Below are 18384 nucleotides of genomic sequence, written 5' to 3'. Positions count from 1 at the left end.
ATCCAGAACGCGGATGCGGGGGTCTCGGGTGGTACTGCTACCGGGTCAGGGTCAGCCCTGGCCGGTCAGCTTCTCGCGGAGCGCCTGCAGTGCCTCGTCGGAGGCGAGCGCACCCTCTACGGGAGCGTCGTCCTTCGGGGCAGAGCTGCCGCCGCCGGAGGCCGAGGAGTACGTCGATGCCTCGCCGGCCTCGACGTCCGCCGTCTTGGCGTCCTCGATCTGCTTCTTGTGAGCCTCCCAGCGCGTGTGGGCCTCGGCGTACTGCCGCTCCCACTCCTCGCGCTGCGAGTCGAAGCCCTCGAGCCACTCGCCCGTCTCCGGGTCGAAGCCCTCCGGGTAGATGTAGTTGCCCTGGTCGTCGTACGTCGCCGTCATGCCGTAGAGCGTCGGGTCGAAGTCGTCCGAGACCGGGTCCACACCCTCGTTGGCCTGCTTGAGCGACAGCGAGATCCGGCGCCGCTCCAGGTCGATGTCGATGATCTTGACCATGACGTCGTCGTTGACCTGGACGACCTGCTCCGGGATCTCGACGTGCCGCTCGGCCAGCTCGGAGATGTGCACCAGACCCTCGATGCCCTCCTCCACGCGGACGAACGCACCGAACGGAACCAGCTTGGTGACCTTGCCGGGCACGATCTGGCCCATCTGGTGGGTCCGGGCGAACTGCTGCCACGGGTCTTCCTGGGTCGCCTTCAGCGACAAGGAGACGCGCTCGCGCTCCATGTCGACGTCCAGCACCTCGACCGTGACCTCCTGGCCGACCTCGACAACCTCGGTCGGGTGGTCGATGTGCTTCCAGGACAGCTCCGAGACGTGCACCAGACCGTCGACGCCGCCGAGGTCCACGAACGCACCGAAGTTGACGATCGAGGAGACGACACCCTTGCGGATCTGGCCCTTCTGCAGCTGGGTGAGGAAGTTCATCCGCACCTCGGACTGCGTCTGCTCCAGCCACGCGCGACGCGACAGAACCACGTTGTTGCGGTTCTTGTCGAGCTCGATGATCTTGGCCTCGATCTCCTGGCCGACGTACGGCTGGAGGTCGCGGACGCGACGCATCTCGACGAGGGAGGCCGGCAGGAAGCCGCGCAGGCCGATGTCCAGGATGAGTCCACCCTTGACGACCTCGATGACGGTGCCGGTGACGACGCCGTCCTCTTCCTTGATCTTCTCGATCGTGCCCCACGCCTTCTCGTACTGAGCGCGCTTCTTCGAGAGGATCAGGCGGCCTTCTTTGTCCTCCTTCTGGAGAACCAGGGCCTCGACGTGATCGCCGACGTTGACGACCTCGTTCGGGTCGACGTCGTGCTTGATCGACAGCTCGCGGGACGGGATCACGCCTTCGGTCTTGTAACCGATGTCGAGGAGAACCTCGTCCCGGTCGACCTTGACGATGGTCCCTTCAACGATGTCGCCGTCGTTGAAGTACTTGATGGTCAGATCGATCGCCGCGAGGAAGTCTTCCTCCGACCCGATGTCATTGACCGCTACCTGCGGGGTGGTGCGTACTGCGGGGTCGAGAGGTGCCTCGATGCTGGCCGTCATGTGGTGGGTTGCTCCGTGGACTGGTGGTGTTGTGCGGTCGCGCATGAACCGTTGGATCGCATCAAACCGCTGGATTGCCTGAAGAGCACAGATTCACCACCGACTGCTGCGAGCACGAGCCTGCTCCGTCCGAGGTCGCGCGGGCCCATAGCGCATCTCACAGAATACCGGTCTTGACGGAGACAGCACAACCTGGGGCACCCGGTGCCGACCGGCCGCCCGCCGAGGTCTCCCGACGTGCCACTGATCTCAATGTACGACGCCGAGCGCCGGCCGGCCTCCGGCGAGCGTGCCCGTGTCCGCCATTCGAGAGACCAGCCGGTGCGCGGCCGCCGCGACCTCGTGCTCGGCGGCCCGCTCCGCGAGGTCCAGCAGCGCCCAGAGATCGGCCGCCTGGCCAAGGTCCACCAGCCGCTCCCCCAGGTCCATTTCCCGGAGCTCGTCCAGCACCGCCCCGGCCAGGACCTGGTCCTCCGAGAAGCGGAGCAGGTTGCCCAGATCGGCGTACGGCGAACCGGCGTGCGCGAACTCCCAGTCGATCAGCCCGGTGATCCGCGCCGTCTCCGGGTCGACCAGCAGGTTCTTCGGGTTGAAGTCACTGTGGACGAGGCAGACCCGGCGCACGCCGTCGGCCAGTACGTCCTCCGCCTCGTCGACCACTGCCGAGAAGCCCTCACGCTGCCGGTCGTCGAATCCGAGCCGGAGCCCGGCGACGTACTCCGCCAGGTCGCCGAACCCGAACGGCTCGACCGTCAGCTCACCGCCCCGGAACATCCCGGCCTTCAGGAACGGCATCCCGCTCAGCCGCGCCAGCAGCTCCCCCAGTTGCGTCCCGACCCGCCGCCGCTGCTCGTCCGTCGCCGACTCGAGGAAGACCTGCAGGTTGATCCCCGGCAGCCGCTCGGTCAGCAGGTACGGCGGATCCTCGAAGGACCCGTCGCGCTTGAGATCGAGCACCCGCGGTACCGGCAGCAGTCCGCGCACCAGCTCGAGCAGCGAGGCGTCGACGGCGGCACGCTCCGGGTCCCGCGCGTAGAACTTGATGACCGCGTCCTCGTCGCCTGCGCTCACCGCGAACGTCTGCCCGCCGTACCCGCCGGTCAACGGGACGGCACTGGCCGCGAAATCGCTCATGCCTGTGATCCTGCCGCATGCCCTCGACAAATCGGCTTGAAGTTGACGTAGCGGCAACATCTACCGTCGGGGATGTCGACGGAAAGGAGCAGTTCGATGGCGTGGTCGATCGCGCAGGTGGCCCGGTCCTCCGGTGTCACCTCACGCACGCTCCGGCACTACCACTCCATCGGTCTGCTGGAGCCGGCCCGGGTCGCGCCCAACGGCCGGCGGTACTACGAGCAGGAGCAGCTGTTGCGGTTGCAGCAGATCCTCCTGCTCCGGGACCTCGGGCTGAGTCTGGACGTGGTGGGCGAGGTGATCACGCACCGCGACGAGCAGGACGCGATCGAGGTGCTCGCCAAGCACAAGGAGTGGCTGGTCAAGGAGCAGTTGCGCCTGAGCCAACTGGTGCACACCGTCGACGCAACCATCGACAACCTGAAGAGAGGAGGAGAGATGTCACCGGAGAAGGTCTTCGAAGGATTCGAGCGGAACCCGTACGAGGCCGAGGCGCGTGAGCGCTGGGGCGACGAAGCGGTGGACGCGAGCTACCAGCGGATGCGCGGCTGGACCGACGCGGACGCCGAGAAGGCCCGGACCGGCTACCTACGGGTCCACGAAGGGCTGGCCGCGCTGAAGGCGGAAGGGGTCGCAGTGACCGAGCTGAGTGTGCAGGAGCTGATTCAGCTGCACTACGAGGTCACCTGTCTGTTCTGGACGCCGACACGTGAGGCGTACAAGGGACTCGGGCAGATGTACGTCGACGACGAGCGGTTCCGGCAGAACATCGGCAGCGGCGACGACCCACTGGTCGAGTACCTGCGCGATGCCATGACCGTGTACGCCGACACCAAGATGGACGGCTGATCCAGGACCTCGGAGGCTGCAGACTCCGGGGTCCCCTAGGCTGACCCGGTGGTTGAGCCGCGGAGGGTGGAGCTGACGGAAGCTCAGGCGTCACGTGCCAGCCGGACGTACTGGGACGGGGCCGCTGCGGAGTACCTGGACGAGCACGGTGACTTCCTCGGTGACGACCGGTTCGTCTGGTGTCCGGAGGGCGTTGACGAGGAGTCGGCCAAGCTGCTCGGGCCGGTGCGCGGCAAGCGGGTCCTCGAGGTCGGCTGCGGTGCGGCCCAGTGCTCGCGATGGCTCGTCGGACAGGGCGCCGACGTGGTTGCCTTCGACATCTCGATCGAACAGCTCCGGATCGCTCACGACCTCGACGTACGCACCGGCACGGCGGTCCGCACGGCGGCCGCTGACGCTGTCGCACTCCCGTACCGCGACAGCACCTTCGACATCGCCTGCTCGGCCTTCGGGGCGCTCCCGTTCGTGGCCGACGTCGGTACGGCGTTCCGCGAGATCGCGCGCGTCCTGAAGCCCGGGGGCCTTCTGGTGTTCTCGGTGACCCACCCGTTCCGCTGGGCGATGCCCGACGACCCGTCGGCCGCCGGTCTGCGGATCATCCACTCCTACTTCGACCGGAGGCCGTACGTCGAGGTAGATGCGTCCGGTACGCCGGTATACGCCGAGCACCACCGCACGACCGGCGACTGGATCCGGGAGCTGACCGGCGCCGGGTTCGCCATCGACGACCTGCTCGAACCGGAATGGCCGGCCGGACACCAGCTCATCTGGGGCGGCTGGGGACCCGAGCGCGGCCCCTTCGTCCCCGGCACAGCCATCTGGACCGCCCACAAAGGACAGCCTGCATGACTCGATTCCCCGCAGTGGACGGACTGCGAGTGATTGCTGCACTCGCAGTGGTGGTGTCACAGGTCGGACTGCACACGCATGCACCGTTCGCCGGGGTCGTGTCCCGGCTGGACGTCGGCTGGGCGATCTTCTGTGCGGTGTCCGGGTTCCTCCTCTACCGGCCGCACGTACTGGCGTGGTTCTCCGGCACACTGCCGCCACTCACCCTCCCGTACCTGCGCAGCCGCGCCCTACGCATCCTCCCCGCGCTACTGGTCGCCGTTGTGCTGTCGATCGTCCTCGTCCCACAGCCCGCGACCACCTACCTCCGCTGGGCCGTCCTGACGCCTCTCCCCTTCTACCTGCTGCTGCCTGGTCTGGGGCGGCTGCTGACCGGGTACGAACGTCCTACCCGCCGCAGTGTCCGGTGGCGGCTCCTTGTCCTGGTCGCGTTGACCGCACTCGGACCGGTGTGGATGGCCGCCGTCGTGGCAACCGGTCACCCCGCGGCAGGGCTCTGGCTGCCCGGCTACCTTGGCTGGTTCGCCGTCGGCATGGGTATGGCGCTCTGGCAGGTCGCCCGCGCCACAGGTCGGCTCGGCCCGTCAACACTCGACACGCTGACCAGAGTCCCCGGCACGCTCTGGGGAATCGCCGCGGCACTCCTGCTGATCACGGCAACCCCGATCGCCGGACCGTACGACCACTCCACGCCCACAGCGGCACAAGCCCTCATCAAGAGCCTGCTCTACACGGTGGTGGTCGCTTGTGTGCTGTTCCCGGTCCTGACGCCCACAGCCGGGACGGTCCGCGTGCTGGGCAGTCGCCCGGCTCAGCTCGGTGCACAGCTGTCGTACGGCGTTGTGGCGTACCAGTTCGTCGTACTAGGGCTGATCGACGGCCCATTCGCCGTACAGCTGCCCGTGGCTCTGCTGGTCTCCGTCGTCCTGGCAGCAGTCAGCTACCGCCTGGTCGAACGGCCTGTCGTGAAGAACGCGGCGGTGGCCAAGACCGAGAGCAGGGCGACGAGCCCGAGCAGCAGCCCGGCGCGGTAGGCCCTGTCCGGCATGAAGCTTGCCGTGACCACCTGCTCCGGCCCGGCCGGCAGTACCCAGCCCTGCTGCCAGCCGCCGATCCGGATCGGCGTGAGCTTCTGGCCGCTGCCGTCGTACGCCTCCCAGCCCTCGTTGTAGTTCTGCGCGACCGCCAGCACGGACTGCCCGTCAGCGCCAGGCACCTCGACCGTCAGCTCGGTCGGGTTCGGACGCCAGACGTCCACGCCCTGCACCGGCGTCACGGACACGTCCCCGAACCCTGCCTTCGCCAGCGTGGTCTCGATCGGCACCAGCCCGCCGTTCGCCTGCACCTCCACCTTGTGGAGCCCGGATCGCAACGGGATGGTCGACATCTGGCCGCACAGGCTGAACGCCACCTGCCGTCGCTGCAGGAGGTCCCGCATCGTCGCCGAGACCTGCGTCCGCGCTGGTACGCCGTCGACGCGGACCGTCGGCCCGTTGCCGCAGTACGCCGGGGCGCGCCGCTGCGGAGCGACCGCCTTGCGCAGTTCGTCCGCACCGAGCACCTCGACCTCGGTCACCCCGACCGGACTGGTCTGCGCATCCTGCAGCGGCTTCGTCGCGGTGAAGTCGATCGTGACGGTCCGCGTGTGTCTCGTCGCGAATCGGACGTACCCGCCGGCGTCGACCGTCGCAGGGAGCGTCGAGCCGCCGTCGAAGTGCAGCACGACCTCTGCCGGTCGGGAGCCGTCCAGGTACGCCTGGAACCGCAGACCGTGCAGGTCTCTTGCGGCAGGCAACTTGAGGGTCAGGCTCGGTGCCGGGTCGTCCGGCGCGGCCAGCCAGCCGGTGCCGAGATCGCGGTCGACCGCGGCACCCGGCCGTCCCTCCGGCGCGGCGACCGCCCGCGAAGAGGCCGTTGCGGTGATCGCTCCCGGTACCGACAGCAGCCGTTCGAGCGCCTCGCCGTCCTGCGGCAGGGCCGTCCCGCGCAGCTGGTACGTCGCGGCCTGCGAGAGCTGCACACTGCGGGACAGGCCGTTCGGTTCGGCGGAATCCTTCGCCTGGTCCTGACTGCACAGGGCCCGTGCGCCGACGTGCAGACAGGCGGACCGGCCGATCTGCGCGTTCCGCAGTACCACTGCACTCGGCTGCTCATCAGTCTGCTGGCTGTCGGTCGCGATCAGCGGCAGGTCGTCCAGCTTGCCGTTGGCGTCCGCCCGCAGTACCGCGGCCCCCTCGCCACCGAGCGCAGTCACAACCGTCGGTACGTCGTCAGCCGTGCCAGCGACCGCTACGAGCCGCGACCGCGGTATCAGCCGACCCGGAGTGGTCGCTCCGACGTCGTAGATCTCCACGCTCGGGTACGGCAGGCGGGACTGTCCAGGCGGTCCGAAGTACGCCACGCGTCCGATGCCGGAGTCGGCCAGGCTCTCGTGGATCGCCAAGGTGTCTTCCGGTACGTCGTTGCGCACGACGACGTACCGGACGCCGTCGCGGGTCAGCTCCTGACGCAACGCCGGGTCACCGACGCCAGAGTCGATACGACTGCGCATGTCATTGGTGAGCGCGGCCAGTGGGCGGCTCACCAGGGCGGCCAGCGGTTCGCTGGAGCTGGAGAGGACCAGCACGCTGCCGGGCGTGGTCTGCTCGTCCAACCAGTTGGCCGCGTCCTCCCAGTGCTGCGGGATCGCGGCGAACGCCCCGTCCGGTCGGGCGAGCACCACGGGCAGGGCGGCGGCTACAGCCAGGCAGGTGACCAGAACAGGTACGACGCGGCGGTGGACGCCTCGTGAGACGGACAGGTTGGTCAGACGACGCAGGTAGTGCGCTGCGGCGAGTGCGAGCGGCACTCCGACGACCGCACCAGCGACCGGTATCCAGCGCGGGCTCTGCGGCGCGACGCCGTACCGGAGCTGCATGAGCAATGGGACCAGCCACCAGATCGACGCTGCGAGGACGAAGCCCAGCCACGCGACAGTCAGCTTCAGCCGCGAGCGCACCACGAGCCAGACGGCCGGTACGACGAGGGTCGCGACGCCGGCCACCGGGTTGGCGCCGCCGATCAGCGCGAACGCGACAGCCGAGCAGCTCACCCGCCACCAGCCGGAGCGGGCGCCTGGTGAGACGAGTGGCAGTAGTACCCACGGGGCCATGGCCAGCGGCCACACCTCGATAGGGAGCCCGCCGAACGCCAGTGGCACCACGGCGTACAGCAGTGCGACGGCGAGCCGTGTCCAAGGCACGCCGTACTGCAGGACGCTGCAGAGCTTCCAGATGCCGACGAACGCGACGCACAGGACCAGCGACCACCACAGGCGCTGCGCGATCCAGTCCGGCACCGACAGCGTGTCCAGCAACCAGTGGAACGGCCCCATCGGGAACAGGTAGCCGTAGGCGTCGCTCTGGAGCTGGCCGAACGCAGTGTGCGGATCCCACAGGTGCAGTGCACGCGACAGGAACCCACCCGGTCCGGCCGTCAGCTCGAGCCGGCGATCCGGAACGATCTGGCCGGGAGCACGCTGAAAGCACAGAGCGATCAGAGCAAGGCATCCCAGGACGAGACGTGCCCGCCAGACGACCTGCTCCGAACTACCTGCCTTCAGCCTCCTCACCGGCGGGACATTAACGGATCCGGCGGCTTCTGGGCGGCATCGTTGCCGTACCGTGAGGTCCGGCAAATCTCACACGATCCGAGGCAGCGTAAATGACGTCTGGCACCACTCCGGCCAGTGCACCGCAGGCCAAGCGCCTGGCGTTCCTGCGACGTGCCACTGTGGTCGCCGTAGCCATGGCGATCATGAACGTGGCCGCCTACGGCTTCACGCTCATCGGCACGCACCGGCTCGTGCCGGAACAGTTCGGCGCCCTCACGGCCATGCTGGGTCTGCTGCTGATCGGCAACGTCGCCTCGCTCGGCCTGCAGGCAGCCGGCGCCCGCCAGCTCGCAACACACTCCGGTGCCGGCGCCGGAGCGTTGGCCGACGCGATGCTGAAGGCCGGCAATCGCGCGGCGCTCGGACTGACCGTGGTCTGCCTGGCGCTCACGCCGGTGTTCATGTGGCTGTTGCACATCGATTCGGTGGTGTCGATCCTGCTGCTTGCCCCGACACTCGGCTGCCTGACGGTGATGGGGTCCCAGCTCGGCGTCCTCCAGGGCAGCAAACGCTGGACCGCGCTGGCCGCGATCTACCTCTCCACCGGTGTCGGCCGCCTCGTCCTGGGCGGCGGCGCCCTGTTGGTGCGCCCGTCGCTCGACTCGGCGATGATCGGTCTGGCGCTCGGCGCCGCCGTACCGGTCGTGATCGGCCGCATCGCGCTCCGCGGATCGACCGGCGCGACCAAGGACCAGGTCAAGCAGGTACTGCGGGAGACCGTGCACGGCACGCACACGCTGCTGGCGTTCTTCGCGCTCGCCAACGCCGACGTGTTGTTCGCCCGCGCCCTGCTCGACGGCACGGACAGCGGGTACTACGCGGCCGGGGTGATCATCGCGAAGGCCTGCCTGTTCCTTCCGCAGTTCGTCATCGTGCTGGTGTTCCCGACCCTCGCGCAGTCGCCAGGTGACACCCTGCGGCTGCGCAAGGCGATCGCGGCTGTCGCGGGTCTCGGGGTGTGCACGGTCATCGGCACGCTGATCCTTCCCGATCTCGTCGTCGCGATCATCGGCGGCAAGGAGAAGTACGCGCCCCTCGGTCCCTACACCTGGCTGTTCGCGGTCGCCGGTTCCGCGTACGCCGTACTGCAGCTGGTCGTGTACGCCGCTATCGCGCAGCAGGAGAAGCGCGCCGCGCTGGGGATCTGGCTCGGGCTGGTGGTGCTCGCGGTGGCCGCCGCGATCATCCTCGGCACCGGGACCGCGACCGGCCTGGACGGCGTGAAGGTGTTGGCCGCGATGACCAGCACCTGCGCGCTCCTGCTGTCGGCAGGCCTGGCGGCCGGACTGCACCGCCAGGCCGCCGAGTCACCACAAGCTTGACTTCGCGAACCGCCGGGCGAACGCGTTCGCGAGCACCAGCAGCACCAGGCCGATGACTGATCGGAACAACCCGATCGCGGTCGCATAACTGAACTGCGGCACCGAGGACGCCAGACCGATCTTGTACACGTAGGTGTCGATCACCTCCGCGACATCGAGGTTCAGGCTGTTCTGCATCAGCAGCACCTTCTCGAAGCCGACGGACAGGATTCGGCCGATGTCCAGGATCAGCAGGATCACCGCGACCGGCACGATCGCCGGCAGGTCGATGTGCCACATCCGCCGCATCCGGGACGCACCGTCCACGATCGCCGCCTCGTGCAGCTCCGGCGGAACACTGGTCAGCGCAGCCAGGTAGATGATCGCGGCGAACCCCATCGTCTGCCACGCGCCCGACCAGACGAAGAGATGCCGGAACATGCCCGAATCGCCCATCACGTCAGTCGGGCCGAACCCGAACAACCCGATCAGCTTGTTCGTCACACCGGTGTTCGGGCTGGTCAGGACCACGAGCAGACCGACCACGACCACGGTCGAGATGAAGTGCGGCGCGTAGGTGATCAGCTGCGTCGTGCGGCTGAACCACTTCCTCCGGACCGTGTTCAGGCACAGCGCGAGGATGATCGGCAACGGGAACGTCGCGACCAGTTCGTAGACGTGCAGGTACACGGTGTTCTTGATCAGCCGCCAGAACTGGTACGACTCCACGAACCGGTCGAAGTACTTCATCCCGGCCCACGGGCTGCCCCAGATCCCGGACACCACGTTGTAGTCCTTGAACGCGATGATCACGCCGTACATCGGCCAGTAGGCGAAGATCGCCAGCCAGATCAGCGGTAGCGCGAGCATGGCGTAGAGCTGCCAGTTCCGGCGCATTCGCAGGCCGAGGCCGGCCCTGGACTTCGCCACCCGGGTGCGCTTGTGGGCCCCTGACCGGACAGACGACGACCTTACATCTGCCTCTGTCTCTGTTTCTGTTTCTGTTGTGGTCATCGGGGCCTCATCCCTTCAGGGAGCCGATCATGGCTCCCTTGACGAAGTGCTTCTGGACGAAGGGGTAGACCAGCAGCGGCGGGATCATGCCGATCACGATCAGCGAGTACTTCAGCTGCTGCTGCAGCTCCTGCATCTGTGCCAGCTTGCTGGTGTCGGGCATCTGGGACGGGTCGACCTTGGTCTGGAGCAGGATCTGCCGCAGGATCACCTGCAACGGGAACAGGTGCTCGTTGGTCAGGTAGATCAGCGCGTTGAAGAACGAGTTCCACGAACCGACCGCGTAGAACAACAGGTTCACGGCGATGATCGGCTTGCTCAACGGCAGGACGACGCGCCAGAAGAACCCGAAGTCGCTGCAGCCGTCCACCTTCCCGGCCTCCACCAGCTCTTCCGGGATCGTCACCATGAAGTAGGTCCGGGTGATGATCACGTTCCAGACCGCCAGCGCCGTCGGCAGGATCATCGCCCACCGCGTGTTCAGCAGTCCCAGCTCGTGCACGACCAGGTACGTCGGGATCAGCCCGCCGCTGAACATCATCGTGAACACGAACGCCGCCATGATGATCCCCTTGCCCGGCAGCCCCTTCCGCGACAACGGGTACGCCGCGAGCAGCGTGAGGATCGTGGCCACCACAGCGCCGGTGACCGCGTAGAACACCGAGTTGCCGAAGCCACTGACGATCGACTTGTAGTCGAGGATCGCCTTGTACGCGTCCAGCGTGAAGCCGACCGGCCACAGCCATACCTCGCCCGCGGACACCAGCTTGGTGTTGCTGACCGAGGCACTGAGGACGTAGACGATCGGGTACAGCACCGCCAGGCAGAACAGCCCGAGCGCGGCGTAGATACAGGCCAGCGCGATCTTGTCGCCCTTGGTGTCCTGGATCGGCGCACCGGCCCCGAGCCGCGCCTCGTCCGGCGCCAGCGTCGTCCCCGCGCTCATCCGTTGTACGTCTCGTACGCGGCCTGCTGGAGTTCCAGATATGGCTTCACGCCGATCTTCTCGACCCGGCCCTTGTAGTCGTTCCACGCACCGTCGTCGTTGGGGTCGAGCTGCCCGGTGAGGAACTTGGCGAACGACTGGTTCACCTCGCCCTTGAGGTTGGTCCTCAGCTCCGCCTCTTGCGCGGCCTGGTCCTGGTCCAGGGTGACCGGCGGGAACTGCATCTCCTGCGGCTGCTTGTGCGGGAAGTACTTGTCCCTGGTCTGCTCGTAGAGCGGCTTCTCGAAGGTCATGTCCTTCGGGTTCACCCGCTCACTGAGCCGGAAGTCCTGGGACCGGTACATCGGGTTGTCCTGGCTCCAGTTGATGTTCTTCTGCGAGTTCCAGGTCGCGTCGAACCCATAGACCGCCTGCTTGCCGTTGATCCCGAGCTCGCCCTTCTTCGCCCACGAGAACGCCGGACCGCCGTACCCACGCAGGATCGCCTCCAGCTCGTACTGGGCGTCGGCCCACTGGACCAGCTGCTCCGGCTTGGCGCACTTCTTGGTGATGACCAGGTGGGCCACCTCGACGCCGACGCCGGTGTAATCCCACGCCGCGTACTGGACGCCGTTCGGTCCCTTCAGCGGCGGGCACGCCTCGTACTGGCGCCAGCGGGCGTTCGGGTCCTTCTGGTCGATGTCCACGAAGACGCCCCAGTAGTTCGTCCGGGCGCCCCCGATCAGCGGCTTGCCTGTCGCGTTGCCGTAGCGCTTCAGTTGGTCCTCGTCGGCGGTGAACACGTCCCGGTTGATCAGCCCGTCCTTGTACAGGCTGTTCCCGAACTTCAGCCCCTCACGCCACTCGTCCTTGTCGAACGCGACGTCGACCTTGCCGTCGCGAACCACCAGCCACGGCTCGCCCGGGTTGTAGATGAACGGGTTCATGAAGAACGGGTCGATCGCGGAGTCCTTGTACCCGGCGAACGGAATCGTCTTGCCGTTACCCGCCAGATCGGCCTTCTTGAACGCGCGCAGTACTTCGTGGAACTCGTCGGTGGTCTGCGGCATGGCCAGCCCGACCTGCTTGATCCACTCGGTGTTCAGCCAGGCGCGGCCGTCGCTGGCCCGGCAGTGGTAGCAGTCGTTGATGCCGGGGAAGGAGTAGATCTTCTTGTCCGGCGCCTGGATCAGCTTGCGGGTGTCGGGATAGTCCTTCATCGCCTGCTGCAGGTTCAGCGCGTACCCGTCGATGTACTGACCGACATCGGTGAACAGTCCCTGCTGGCCGTACAGGAACAGTTGCGACCGGGTGAACGCGATCCCGAGGAAGGCGTCCGGGATGTCACCGGCGGCGACCATCGCATTGACCTTGGTCATCACGTCGTCGTCGGTGCCGCCGACCTGCATCCATTCGATGTGGACCCCGGTCTTCTGCTCCAGCCACTTGGTGAACGCGTTCGTCTTCCAGTCGCCGATCGTGACGTCCTGCTTGACGACGATTTTGAACGTCGTCTTCTCGGTCGTGATCGGCTTCAACGTGCGGGCGACCGGGCCGACGTACCCCTCCGGGTACTGCACCGTCGCCAGCTTCGGGCCGAGCGTGACGCTGGGCGCCGCGGCGCCTGAACCCGGGGCTGCGGTGCCGGCGTTGCTCGAGCCGCTGCACGCGCTGAGCACACCGCCGCCGGCGGCCGCGGTCAGTCCGAGTGCGCCGGCGATGAGTGATCGGCGGCTGAGTCCCGGGCGTGCGTGATCGTTCGGCATGGTTCCTCCTAGGCGGCGGGGTCGGAACGGAGACGAAATATCCGAGAGCGATATCCGATAGGATCTCGGATCTTTGCCCGGGAGAATGACATAGAAAACGACCCGACGGAAGATCTCGTTCGATACCGATCGGGATCGATCAGTCACTGTTCGTAAGTTGCGCGGCAAGCGCTTGCCGCTTGCGTAGGGCCACCCAAATTTCTTGCGGCGAAAAAAGTCCTGGACGCCGGCCTCGGTAGGGTTCTGGGCATGCCGACACCGAAGTTCGTCCTCGACCTGCGCGAGAAGATCGGGCACGACCTGCTGTGGCTGAGCGGGCTCACTGCGGTCGTGCTCAACGACCGGGAGGAGGTGCTCCTCGTCGAGCGTGCCGACAACGGCCGCTGGAGCCTGGTCGCCGGGATCCTCGAGCCAGGTGAGCAGCCGGCCGTCGGGCTGGTGCGCGAGATCCAGGAGGAGACCGCGGTCGAGGCAGTCGTCGAGCGCCTGATCAGCGTCGAGTCACTCCCGCCCAGCAGCTACCCGAACGGCGACCAGGTCCAGTTCCTCGACCTCTGCTTCCGCTGCCGCCCGGTCCGCGGCGAGCCCCGCGTCAACGACGACGAGTCCCTCGACGTCCGTTGGTGGCCCCTGAACGCCCTCCCAGACCTCACGGACCGGGAGATGGAGTGCATCAAGAACGCGCTCTCCCCCGGCCCGCAGCCGGTGTTCGCGACCTCTTAGTGGGCCGCTTCGTGCCAGGTGCGGCCTACGCCGACCGACACGTCGAGCGGGACGGTCATGTCGACGGCGTGGCCCATGTCGTGGCGGACCAGCTTCTCGAGGGGTTCGCGTTCGCCGGGGGCGATCTCGAAGACGAGTTCGTCGTGAACCTGGAGGAGCATCCGTGACTTCAGGCCGGACTCGCGCAGCGACCGCTCGACCTTCAGCATCGCCATCTTGATGACGTCCGCGGCCGACCCCTGGATCGGCGCGTTCAGCGCCATCCGCTCGGCCATCTCGCGGCGCTGCCGGTTGTCGCTGGTCAGGTCCGGCAGGTACCGCCGGCGGCCCAGGATGGTCTCGGTGTACCCGGTCTTGCCGGCGTCGATCACGATCGACCGCAGGTAGTCCCGGACCCCGCCGAAGCCCTCGAAGTACTCGTCCATCAGGCCCTTGGCCTCGTCGACGCCGATCTTCAACTGCTGGCTCAGCCCGTACGCCGACAGGCCGTACGCGAGCCCGTAGTTCATCGCCTTGATCTTCGCGCGCTGCTCCTGGGTCACCGCGGACGGCTCCACCGAGAACACCCGGGACGCGGTCACCGAGTGGAAGTCCATCCCGGAGTTGAACGCGTCGATCAGGCCCTGGTCCTTCGACACGTGCGCCATGATCCGCATCTCGATCTGGCTGTAGTCCGCCGACATCAGCGACTCGTTGCCCTCGCCGACCACGAACGCCTGCCGGATCCGGCGGCCCTCCTCGGTGCGGATCGGGATGTTCTGCAGGTTCGGCTCGGTCGAGCTCAGCCGGCCGGTCGCCGCGATGGTCTGGTTGAACGTCGTGTGGATCCGCCCGTCGCGCGGGCTGATCGTCTTCAGCAACCCCTCGACCGTCTGCCGCAGCCGGGTCGCGTCCCGGTGCGCCAGCAGGTACGCCAGGAACGGGTGCTCGGTCTTCTCGAACAGCGCCTGCAGCGAGTCCGCGTCTGTGGTGTACCCGGTCTTGGTCCGCTTCGTCTTCGGCATCTGCAGCTCGTCGAACAGCACCACCTGCAACTGCTTCGGTGACCCGAGGTTGATCTCCTTGCCGATCACCTCGTACGCCGACGTGGCCGCTTCCCGTACGCCGGTGGCGAACCGCTCCTCGAGCTCCTCGAGGTACGCCCGGTCGACCGCGATCCCGTCCCGCTCCATCGCGGCGATCACCTGGATCAGCGGCAGCTCGACGTCCGCGAGCAGCGCCGTACCGGCCTGCTTCTCGAGCTCGGCGTCGAGGGTGTCGGCGAGGTCCGCGATCGCGCGGGCGCGCAGCATCGTGTGGTCCGCGGCCGGCCCGCCCTCGACGTCGTCGAAGCTGAGCTGGCCGTTCTCGGCCTCCTCGTTGCGCAGCTCGCGCTTGAGATACCGAACGGTCAGGTCGGCGAGGTCGTACGCCCGCTGATCCGGGCGGACCAGGTACGCACTGAGCTGGGTGTCCGAGCTGAGGCCGGCGAGGGTCCAGCCGCGCTCCAGGAAGCCGAGCAGCGGCCCGTTCACGTCGTGCAGCGCCTTCGGCTGCTTCTCGTCGGCGAGCCACGCGGCCCAGGCCGACTCGTCGTCCGGCGTCATCGTGGTCGGGTCGAACCAGGCCGCCGCACCGGACGTGTTCGCCAGCGCCAGGCCGGTGATCTGACCGGTGCCGCCGCCCCAGCTGCCCTGCACCGCGACACCGACGCGGTCACCGCCGCTCACGTGCTCCTTCAGCCAGGCCCCTACCTCGCCCGGCTTCAGCTGCACGCCCTCCAGCTCGAAGCCGTGGTCGACGGCCGCGTCGACCTCCTCGTGCTCCGCGACCAGCCGCTCGCGCAGCACCCGGAACTCCAGGCTGTCGAACAGCGTGTGCACCTTGTCCCGGTCCCACGGTGTCCGGACCAGGTCGTCCACAGAAACGTCCAGGGTGAGGTCGCGGACCAGCTCGTTGATCTGCCGGTTCCGGATCACGTCGGACAGGTGCTCGCGCAGCGACTCGCCCGCCTTGCCCTTGATCTCGTTCACCCGGTCGATCACGTCGTTCAGCGAGCCGAACTGGTTCAGCCACTTGGCTGCCGTCTTCGGGCCGACCCCGGGAACGCCGGGCAGGTTGTCGCTGTGCTCCCCCACCAGCGCGGCGAGATCCGGATACATCCGCGGGCCGACGCCGTACTTCTCCTCGATCGCGGCCGGGTCCATCCGGGCGATCTCGGACACGCCGCGCTTCGGGTACAGCACCGTGACGTCCTCGCTGACCAGCTGGAACGAGTCCCGGTCACCGCTGCTGATCAGCACCTCGAAGCCCTGCTCGGACGCCTGCGTGGCGAGCGTCGCGATGATGTCGTCGGCCTCCCAGCCGTCGATCTCCGTGGTCGGGATCCGGAGCGCCTCCAGCACCTCCTTGACCAGCGAGATCTGCCCCTTGAACTCGTCGGGCGACTTCGACCGGCCGGCCTTGTACTCCGTGTACTGCTCGGAGCGGAAGGTCTTGCGGGACACGTCGAACGCGACGCAGATGTGCGTGGGCTGCTCGTCGCGCAGCATGTTGATCAGCATCGAGGTGAACCCGTACACCGCGTTGGTGTGCTGCCCGGTAGTAGTGGAGAAGTTCTCCACCGGGAGCGCGTAGAACGCCCGGTACGCCAGGGAGTGCCCGTCCAGCAGCAGCACCCGCGGCCGAACGGCGCCGGCTTCCGGGGTGTCCTTGGTCATCGTCGAAGTGTCGGTATCTGGAGCCACACACCGACTCTAGTGGGTCCCGTGGACAGTTCTGACACACTGTTTCCGTGACAGATGAAACGAACCTCGGACCAGGTATGGGCATGGAGGGCACACTCCTCCAGCTGATGGGAATCGTTGTCAGCGAAGCATCACCCGAACGGGTGGTCGCGACGATGCCGGTCAAGGGCAACACGCAGCCGTACGGTCTGCTGCACGGCGGCGCGTCCTGCGTGCTCGCCGAGAGCCTCGGCTCGATCGGGTCGGCGCTGCACGCGGCGGCGTCCGGGAAGGTCGCGGTCGGCGTCGACATCAACGCGACCCACCACCGCGCGGTCCGCGACGGGGTCGTCACCGGCGTCGCGACACCGATCTACCTCGGCCGGACCACCACGTCGTACGAGGTGGTCGTCACCGACGACCGGGACAAGCGGGTGTGCACCGCCCGGATCACTTGCCAGCTGATTCAGGCGCCGCCCGGGAGCTGACCGCGCGCCGGGCGACCGCCGAGCGGCGCGACGACAGCAGGGCGAGCAGGTTCGGCGCGTGCTCGGCGGTGAGCCGGCGACGTACGGTGTGCGTGTTCGCGAACCGCAGTACGCCGGCTTGCCCGAGGCCGAGGCGGGCGAGGAAGCGGTTCGCCTCGCGGGCGATCGCGGGGGCGACCACGGCCAGGTGAAGACAGCTCTCGTGCTCGGCCCAGGTGACCGCTTCCGCGATCAGCGCCTTGCCGAGGCCGTGCCGGCGGGACGTGTCGCTGACGTGCAGGTACTCGACAGCGACGGTCGAGTCGTCGTGCAGCGGGCTGATCATGGTCCGGCGCAGGTACGCCATACCTTGCACCTGGCCGTCCAGCTCGACCACCAGCAGCCGGCCGAACGGGTCGTCCAGATGCTTGCTGACGGCAACCTCGGCGGCGGCGGGCGACGGCGGCGCCGGGAGCCGGGACGGCAGACCGGCAGCGGTGCTGAGCTCACGCCACAGCGCCACCAGCGCGTCGGCGTCGCTCGGCCGGGCGTCCCTCACCTCGATGGCTGCCACCACAGCGACCTCCCGGTACGGTCCACCCCCGAGGTGAACAGACGGGCGGATACGCTCGTCCTCGCGCAACAGTAGGCCCTCGGGGGTCACATGCAAAGCTGACCACAGATGTCCGGAGGGACCAGTTTGTTCATCGGAATCGGGACCGTCGTGAACGTCGGGACAGTACTCGTAGGTTCGGTACTCGGCGTGCTCGTCGGGCACCGGCTCAGTCACCGCACCAGGGATCTCGTCACCGACGCGATCGGCCTGGTCACCCTGCTGATCGCAATTTCTTCTGCACTCACCGTCGGCGACCACGCACTCAGCGACGCCGTCGGCGACAGCGCCCCGATCCTGATCGTGCTGGGCGCGATGCTGATCGGCGGGATCGCCGGTTCGCTGCTCAAGATCGAGCAGCGGCTGGAGGGCTTCGGCGCGTGGATGCAGCGCCGGTTCGACCGCGGCGAAGGGCAGAACACCTTCGTCGAAGGGTTCGTGTCCGCGTCGATGGTGTTCTGCGTCGGGCCGCTGACGTTCCTCGGGGCGCTGTCCGACGGACTCGGCCGCGGCGCGGATCAGCTGTTCCTGAAGGCGGTTCTGGACGGCTTCACGTCGATCGCCTTCGCCGCGTCGTTCGGCTGGGGCGTCGCCGCGTCGGCCTTGGTCGTCCTCGTCGTACAGGGCCTGATGACGGCCGTCGGCGCCGTACTGGGCGACGTACTGCCGGAGGCCCACGTGACCGCACTCGGCGCGACCGGCGGCGTGATGCTCATCGGTGTCGCGCTGCGGCTGCTGAAGCTGAAGCAGGTGGCCGTCGCCGACCTGTTGCCGGCGTTGATCGTCGCGCCGCTGCTGGTTCAGTTGCTCGTTGTCATCCGCAACTGAACCAGCAGCGCTC

At 67.7% G+C, this 18384-nt stretch carries 15 protein-coding genes; 7 read left to right on the top strand and 8 right to left on the bottom strand.

Annotation, left to right across the window (positions count from 1 at the left end; all coding sequences use genetic code 11):
- Positions 1-51 precede the first annotated feature (51 nt).
- Both rpsA and OHB24_RS29685 read right to left on the bottom strand, forming a co-directional pair.
- On the bottom strand, positions 52-1545 hold the full coding sequence (rpsA, locus tag OHB24_RS29690) for a 30S ribosomal protein S1 (RefSeq protein WP_327634155.1): 1494 nt from the start codon (positions 1543-1545) through the stop codon (positions 52-54).
- A gap of 249 nt (positions 1546-1794) precedes the next feature.
- Complete coding sequence (locus OHB24_RS29685; protein WP_327634154.1) at positions 1795-2679, bottom strand: phosphotransferase family protein; 885 nt, start codon at positions 2677-2679, stop codon at positions 1795-1797.
- A 96-nt stretch (positions 2680-2775) separates the two neighbouring features.
- Here OHB24_RS29685 and OHB24_RS29680 point away from each other — a divergent pair, with 96 nt between their 5' ends.
- The 3 genes from OHB24_RS29680 to OHB24_RS29670 are packed head-to-tail and all read left to right on the top strand — an operon-like array spanning position 2776 to position 5411.
- Positions 2776-3528 (top strand): MerR family transcriptional regulator, encoded by a 753-nt coding sequence (locus OHB24_RS29680; RefSeq protein ID WP_327634153.1) that lies wholly within the window; start codon positions 2776-2778, stop codon positions 3526-3528.
- A 48-nt stretch (positions 3529-3576) separates the two neighbouring features.
- Complete coding sequence (locus tag OHB24_RS29675; RefSeq protein WP_327634152.1) at positions 3577-4377, top strand: class I SAM-dependent methyltransferase; 801 nt, start codon at positions 3577-3579, stop codon at positions 4375-4377.
- Entirely contained in the window at positions 4374-5411 is a 1038-nt protein-coding gene (locus OHB24_RS29670; protein ID WP_327634151.1) for an acyltransferase family protein, read from the top strand. Before OHB24_RS29675 ends, OHB24_RS29670 begins: the two co-directional genes overlap by 4 nt.
- On the opposite strand, the gene OHB24_RS29665 is transcribed toward OHB24_RS29670, so the two are convergent.
- On the bottom strand, positions 5318-7987 hold the full coding sequence (locus OHB24_RS29665) for an alpha-(1->3)-arabinofuranosyltransferase domain-containing protein (protein ID WP_327634150.1): 2670 nt from the start codon (positions 7985-7987) through the stop codon (positions 5318-5320). The two genes, OHB24_RS29670 and OHB24_RS29665, sit on opposite strands and share 94 nt — an antisense overlap.
- Positions 7988-8079: 92 nt before the next feature.
- Here OHB24_RS29665 and OHB24_RS29660 point away from each other — a divergent pair, with 92 nt between their 5' ends.
- Positions 8080-9351: a polysaccharide biosynthesis protein gene (locus OHB24_RS29660; protein WP_327634149.1), complete on the top strand. Its 1272-nt coding sequence runs from the start codon at positions 8080-8082 to the stop codon at positions 9349-9351.
- On the opposite strand, the gene OHB24_RS29655 is transcribed toward OHB24_RS29660, so the two are convergent.
- From OHB24_RS29655 to OHB24_RS29645, 3 genes are all read right to left on the bottom strand, one after another.
- Positions 9337-10260, bottom strand: a complete 924-nt coding sequence (locus tag OHB24_RS29655) for an ABC transporter permease (protein WP_327634148.1) — start codon at positions 10258-10260, stop codon at positions 9337-9339. The genes OHB24_RS29660 and OHB24_RS29655 overlap by 15 nt on opposite strands.
- A gap of 91 nt (positions 10261-10351) precedes the next feature.
- Positions 10352-11290, bottom strand: coding sequence for a carbohydrate ABC transporter permease (locus tag OHB24_RS29650; protein WP_327634147.1), 939 nt, complete (start codon positions 11288-11290; stop codon positions 10352-10354).
- The gene (locus tag OHB24_RS29645) at positions 11287-13035 is read right to left on the bottom strand and encodes an extracellular solute-binding protein (protein ID WP_327634146.1); all 1749 of its coding nucleotides are present in this window, start codon (positions 13033-13035) and stop codon (positions 11287-11289) included. The genes OHB24_RS29650 and OHB24_RS29645 overlap by 4 nt, the downstream gene beginning before the upstream one ends.
- A gap of 249 nt (positions 13036-13284) precedes the next feature.
- On the opposite strand from OHB24_RS29645, the gene OHB24_RS29640 reads away from it, so the two are divergent.
- Positions 13285-13758: an NUDIX hydrolase gene (locus OHB24_RS29640; protein ID WP_327634145.1), complete on the top strand. Its 474-nt coding sequence runs from the start codon at positions 13285-13287 to the stop codon at positions 13756-13758.
- Here OHB24_RS29640 and polA read toward each other — a convergent pair.
- Entirely contained in the window at positions 13755-16457 is a 2703-nt protein-coding gene (gene polA, locus OHB24_RS29635; protein WP_327634144.1) for a DNA polymerase I, read from the bottom strand. The genes OHB24_RS29640 and polA overlap by 4 nt on opposite strands.
- A 104-nt stretch (positions 16458-16561) precedes the next feature.
- Between polA and OHB24_RS29630 the strand changes: the two genes are divergently transcribed.
- On the top strand, positions 16562-16951 hold the full coding sequence (locus tag OHB24_RS29630; protein ID WP_442914006.1) for a hotdog fold thioesterase: 390 nt from the start codon (positions 16562-16564) through the stop codon (positions 16949-16951).
- Here OHB24_RS29630 and OHB24_RS29625 read toward each other — a convergent pair.
- The gene (locus OHB24_RS29625; protein ID WP_327634142.1) at positions 16914-17504 is read right to left on the bottom strand and encodes a GNAT family N-acetyltransferase; all 591 of its coding nucleotides are present in this window, start codon (positions 17502-17504) and stop codon (positions 16914-16916) included. The genes OHB24_RS29630 and OHB24_RS29625 overlap by 38 nt on opposite strands.
- 108 nt (positions 17505-17612) lie before the next feature.
- Here OHB24_RS29625 and OHB24_RS29620 point away from each other — a divergent pair, with 108 nt between their 5' ends.
- Positions 17613-18371 carry a DUF554 domain-containing protein gene (locus tag OHB24_RS29620; RefSeq protein WP_327634141.1) on the top strand — a complete coding sequence of 253 codons (759 nt, stop codon included), beginning with the start codon at positions 17613-17615 and terminating at the stop codon, positions 18369-18371.
- Positions 18372-18384: the final 13 nt, after the last annotated feature.

The organism is Kribbella sp. NBC_00482, assembly GCF_036013725.1.
Classification (GTDB): Bacteria; Actinomycetota; Actinomycetes; order Propionibacteriales; family Kribbellaceae; genus Kribbella.
This window is presented reverse-complemented; position numbering and strand designations above follow the sequence as displayed.

Bases quoted from the DNA above. Each gene is read 5' to 3' on its own strand.
- rpsA (WP_327634155.1), bottom strand. From the start codon at position 1,545: ATGACGGCCAGCATCGAGGCACCTCTCGACCCCGCAGTACGCACCACC.
- OHB24_RS29650 (WP_327634147.1), bottom strand. From the start codon at position 11,290: ATGAGCGCGGGGACGACGCTGGCGCCGGACGAGGCGCGGCTCGGGGCC.
- polA (WP_327634144.1), bottom strand. From the start codon at position 16,457: ATGACCAAGGACACCCCGGAAGCCGGCGCCGTTCGGCCGCGGGTGCTG.
- OHB24_RS29660 (WP_327634149.1), top strand. From the start codon at position 8,080: ATGACGTCTGGCACCACTCCGGCCAGTGCACCGCAGGCCAAGCGCCTG.
- OHB24_RS29630 (WP_442914006.1), top strand. From the start codon at position 16,562: ATGGGCATGGAGGGCACACTCCTCCAGCTGATGGGAATCGTTGTCAGC.
- OHB24_RS29620 (WP_327634141.1), top strand. From the start codon at position 17,613: ATGTCCGGAGGGACCAGTTTGTTCATCGGAATCGGGACCGTCGTGAAC.
- OHB24_RS29640 (WP_327634145.1), top strand. From the start codon at position 13,285: ATGCCGACACCGAAGTTCGTCCTCGACCTGCGCGAGAAGATCGGGCAC.
- OHB24_RS29685 (WP_327634154.1), bottom strand. From the start codon at position 2,679: ATGAGCGATTTCGCGGCCAGTGCCGTCCCGTTGACCGGCGGGTACGGC.
- OHB24_RS29645 (WP_327634146.1), bottom strand. From the start codon at position 13,035: ATGCCGAACGATCACGCACGCCCGGGACTCAGCCGCCGATCACTCATC.
- OHB24_RS29680 (WP_327634153.1), top strand. From the start codon at position 2,776: ATGGCGTGGTCGATCGCGCAGGTGGCCCGGTCCTCCGGTGTCACCTCA.
- OHB24_RS29670 (WP_327634151.1), top strand. From the start codon at position 4,374: ATGACTCGATTCCCCGCAGTGGACGGACTGCGAGTGATTGCTGCACTC.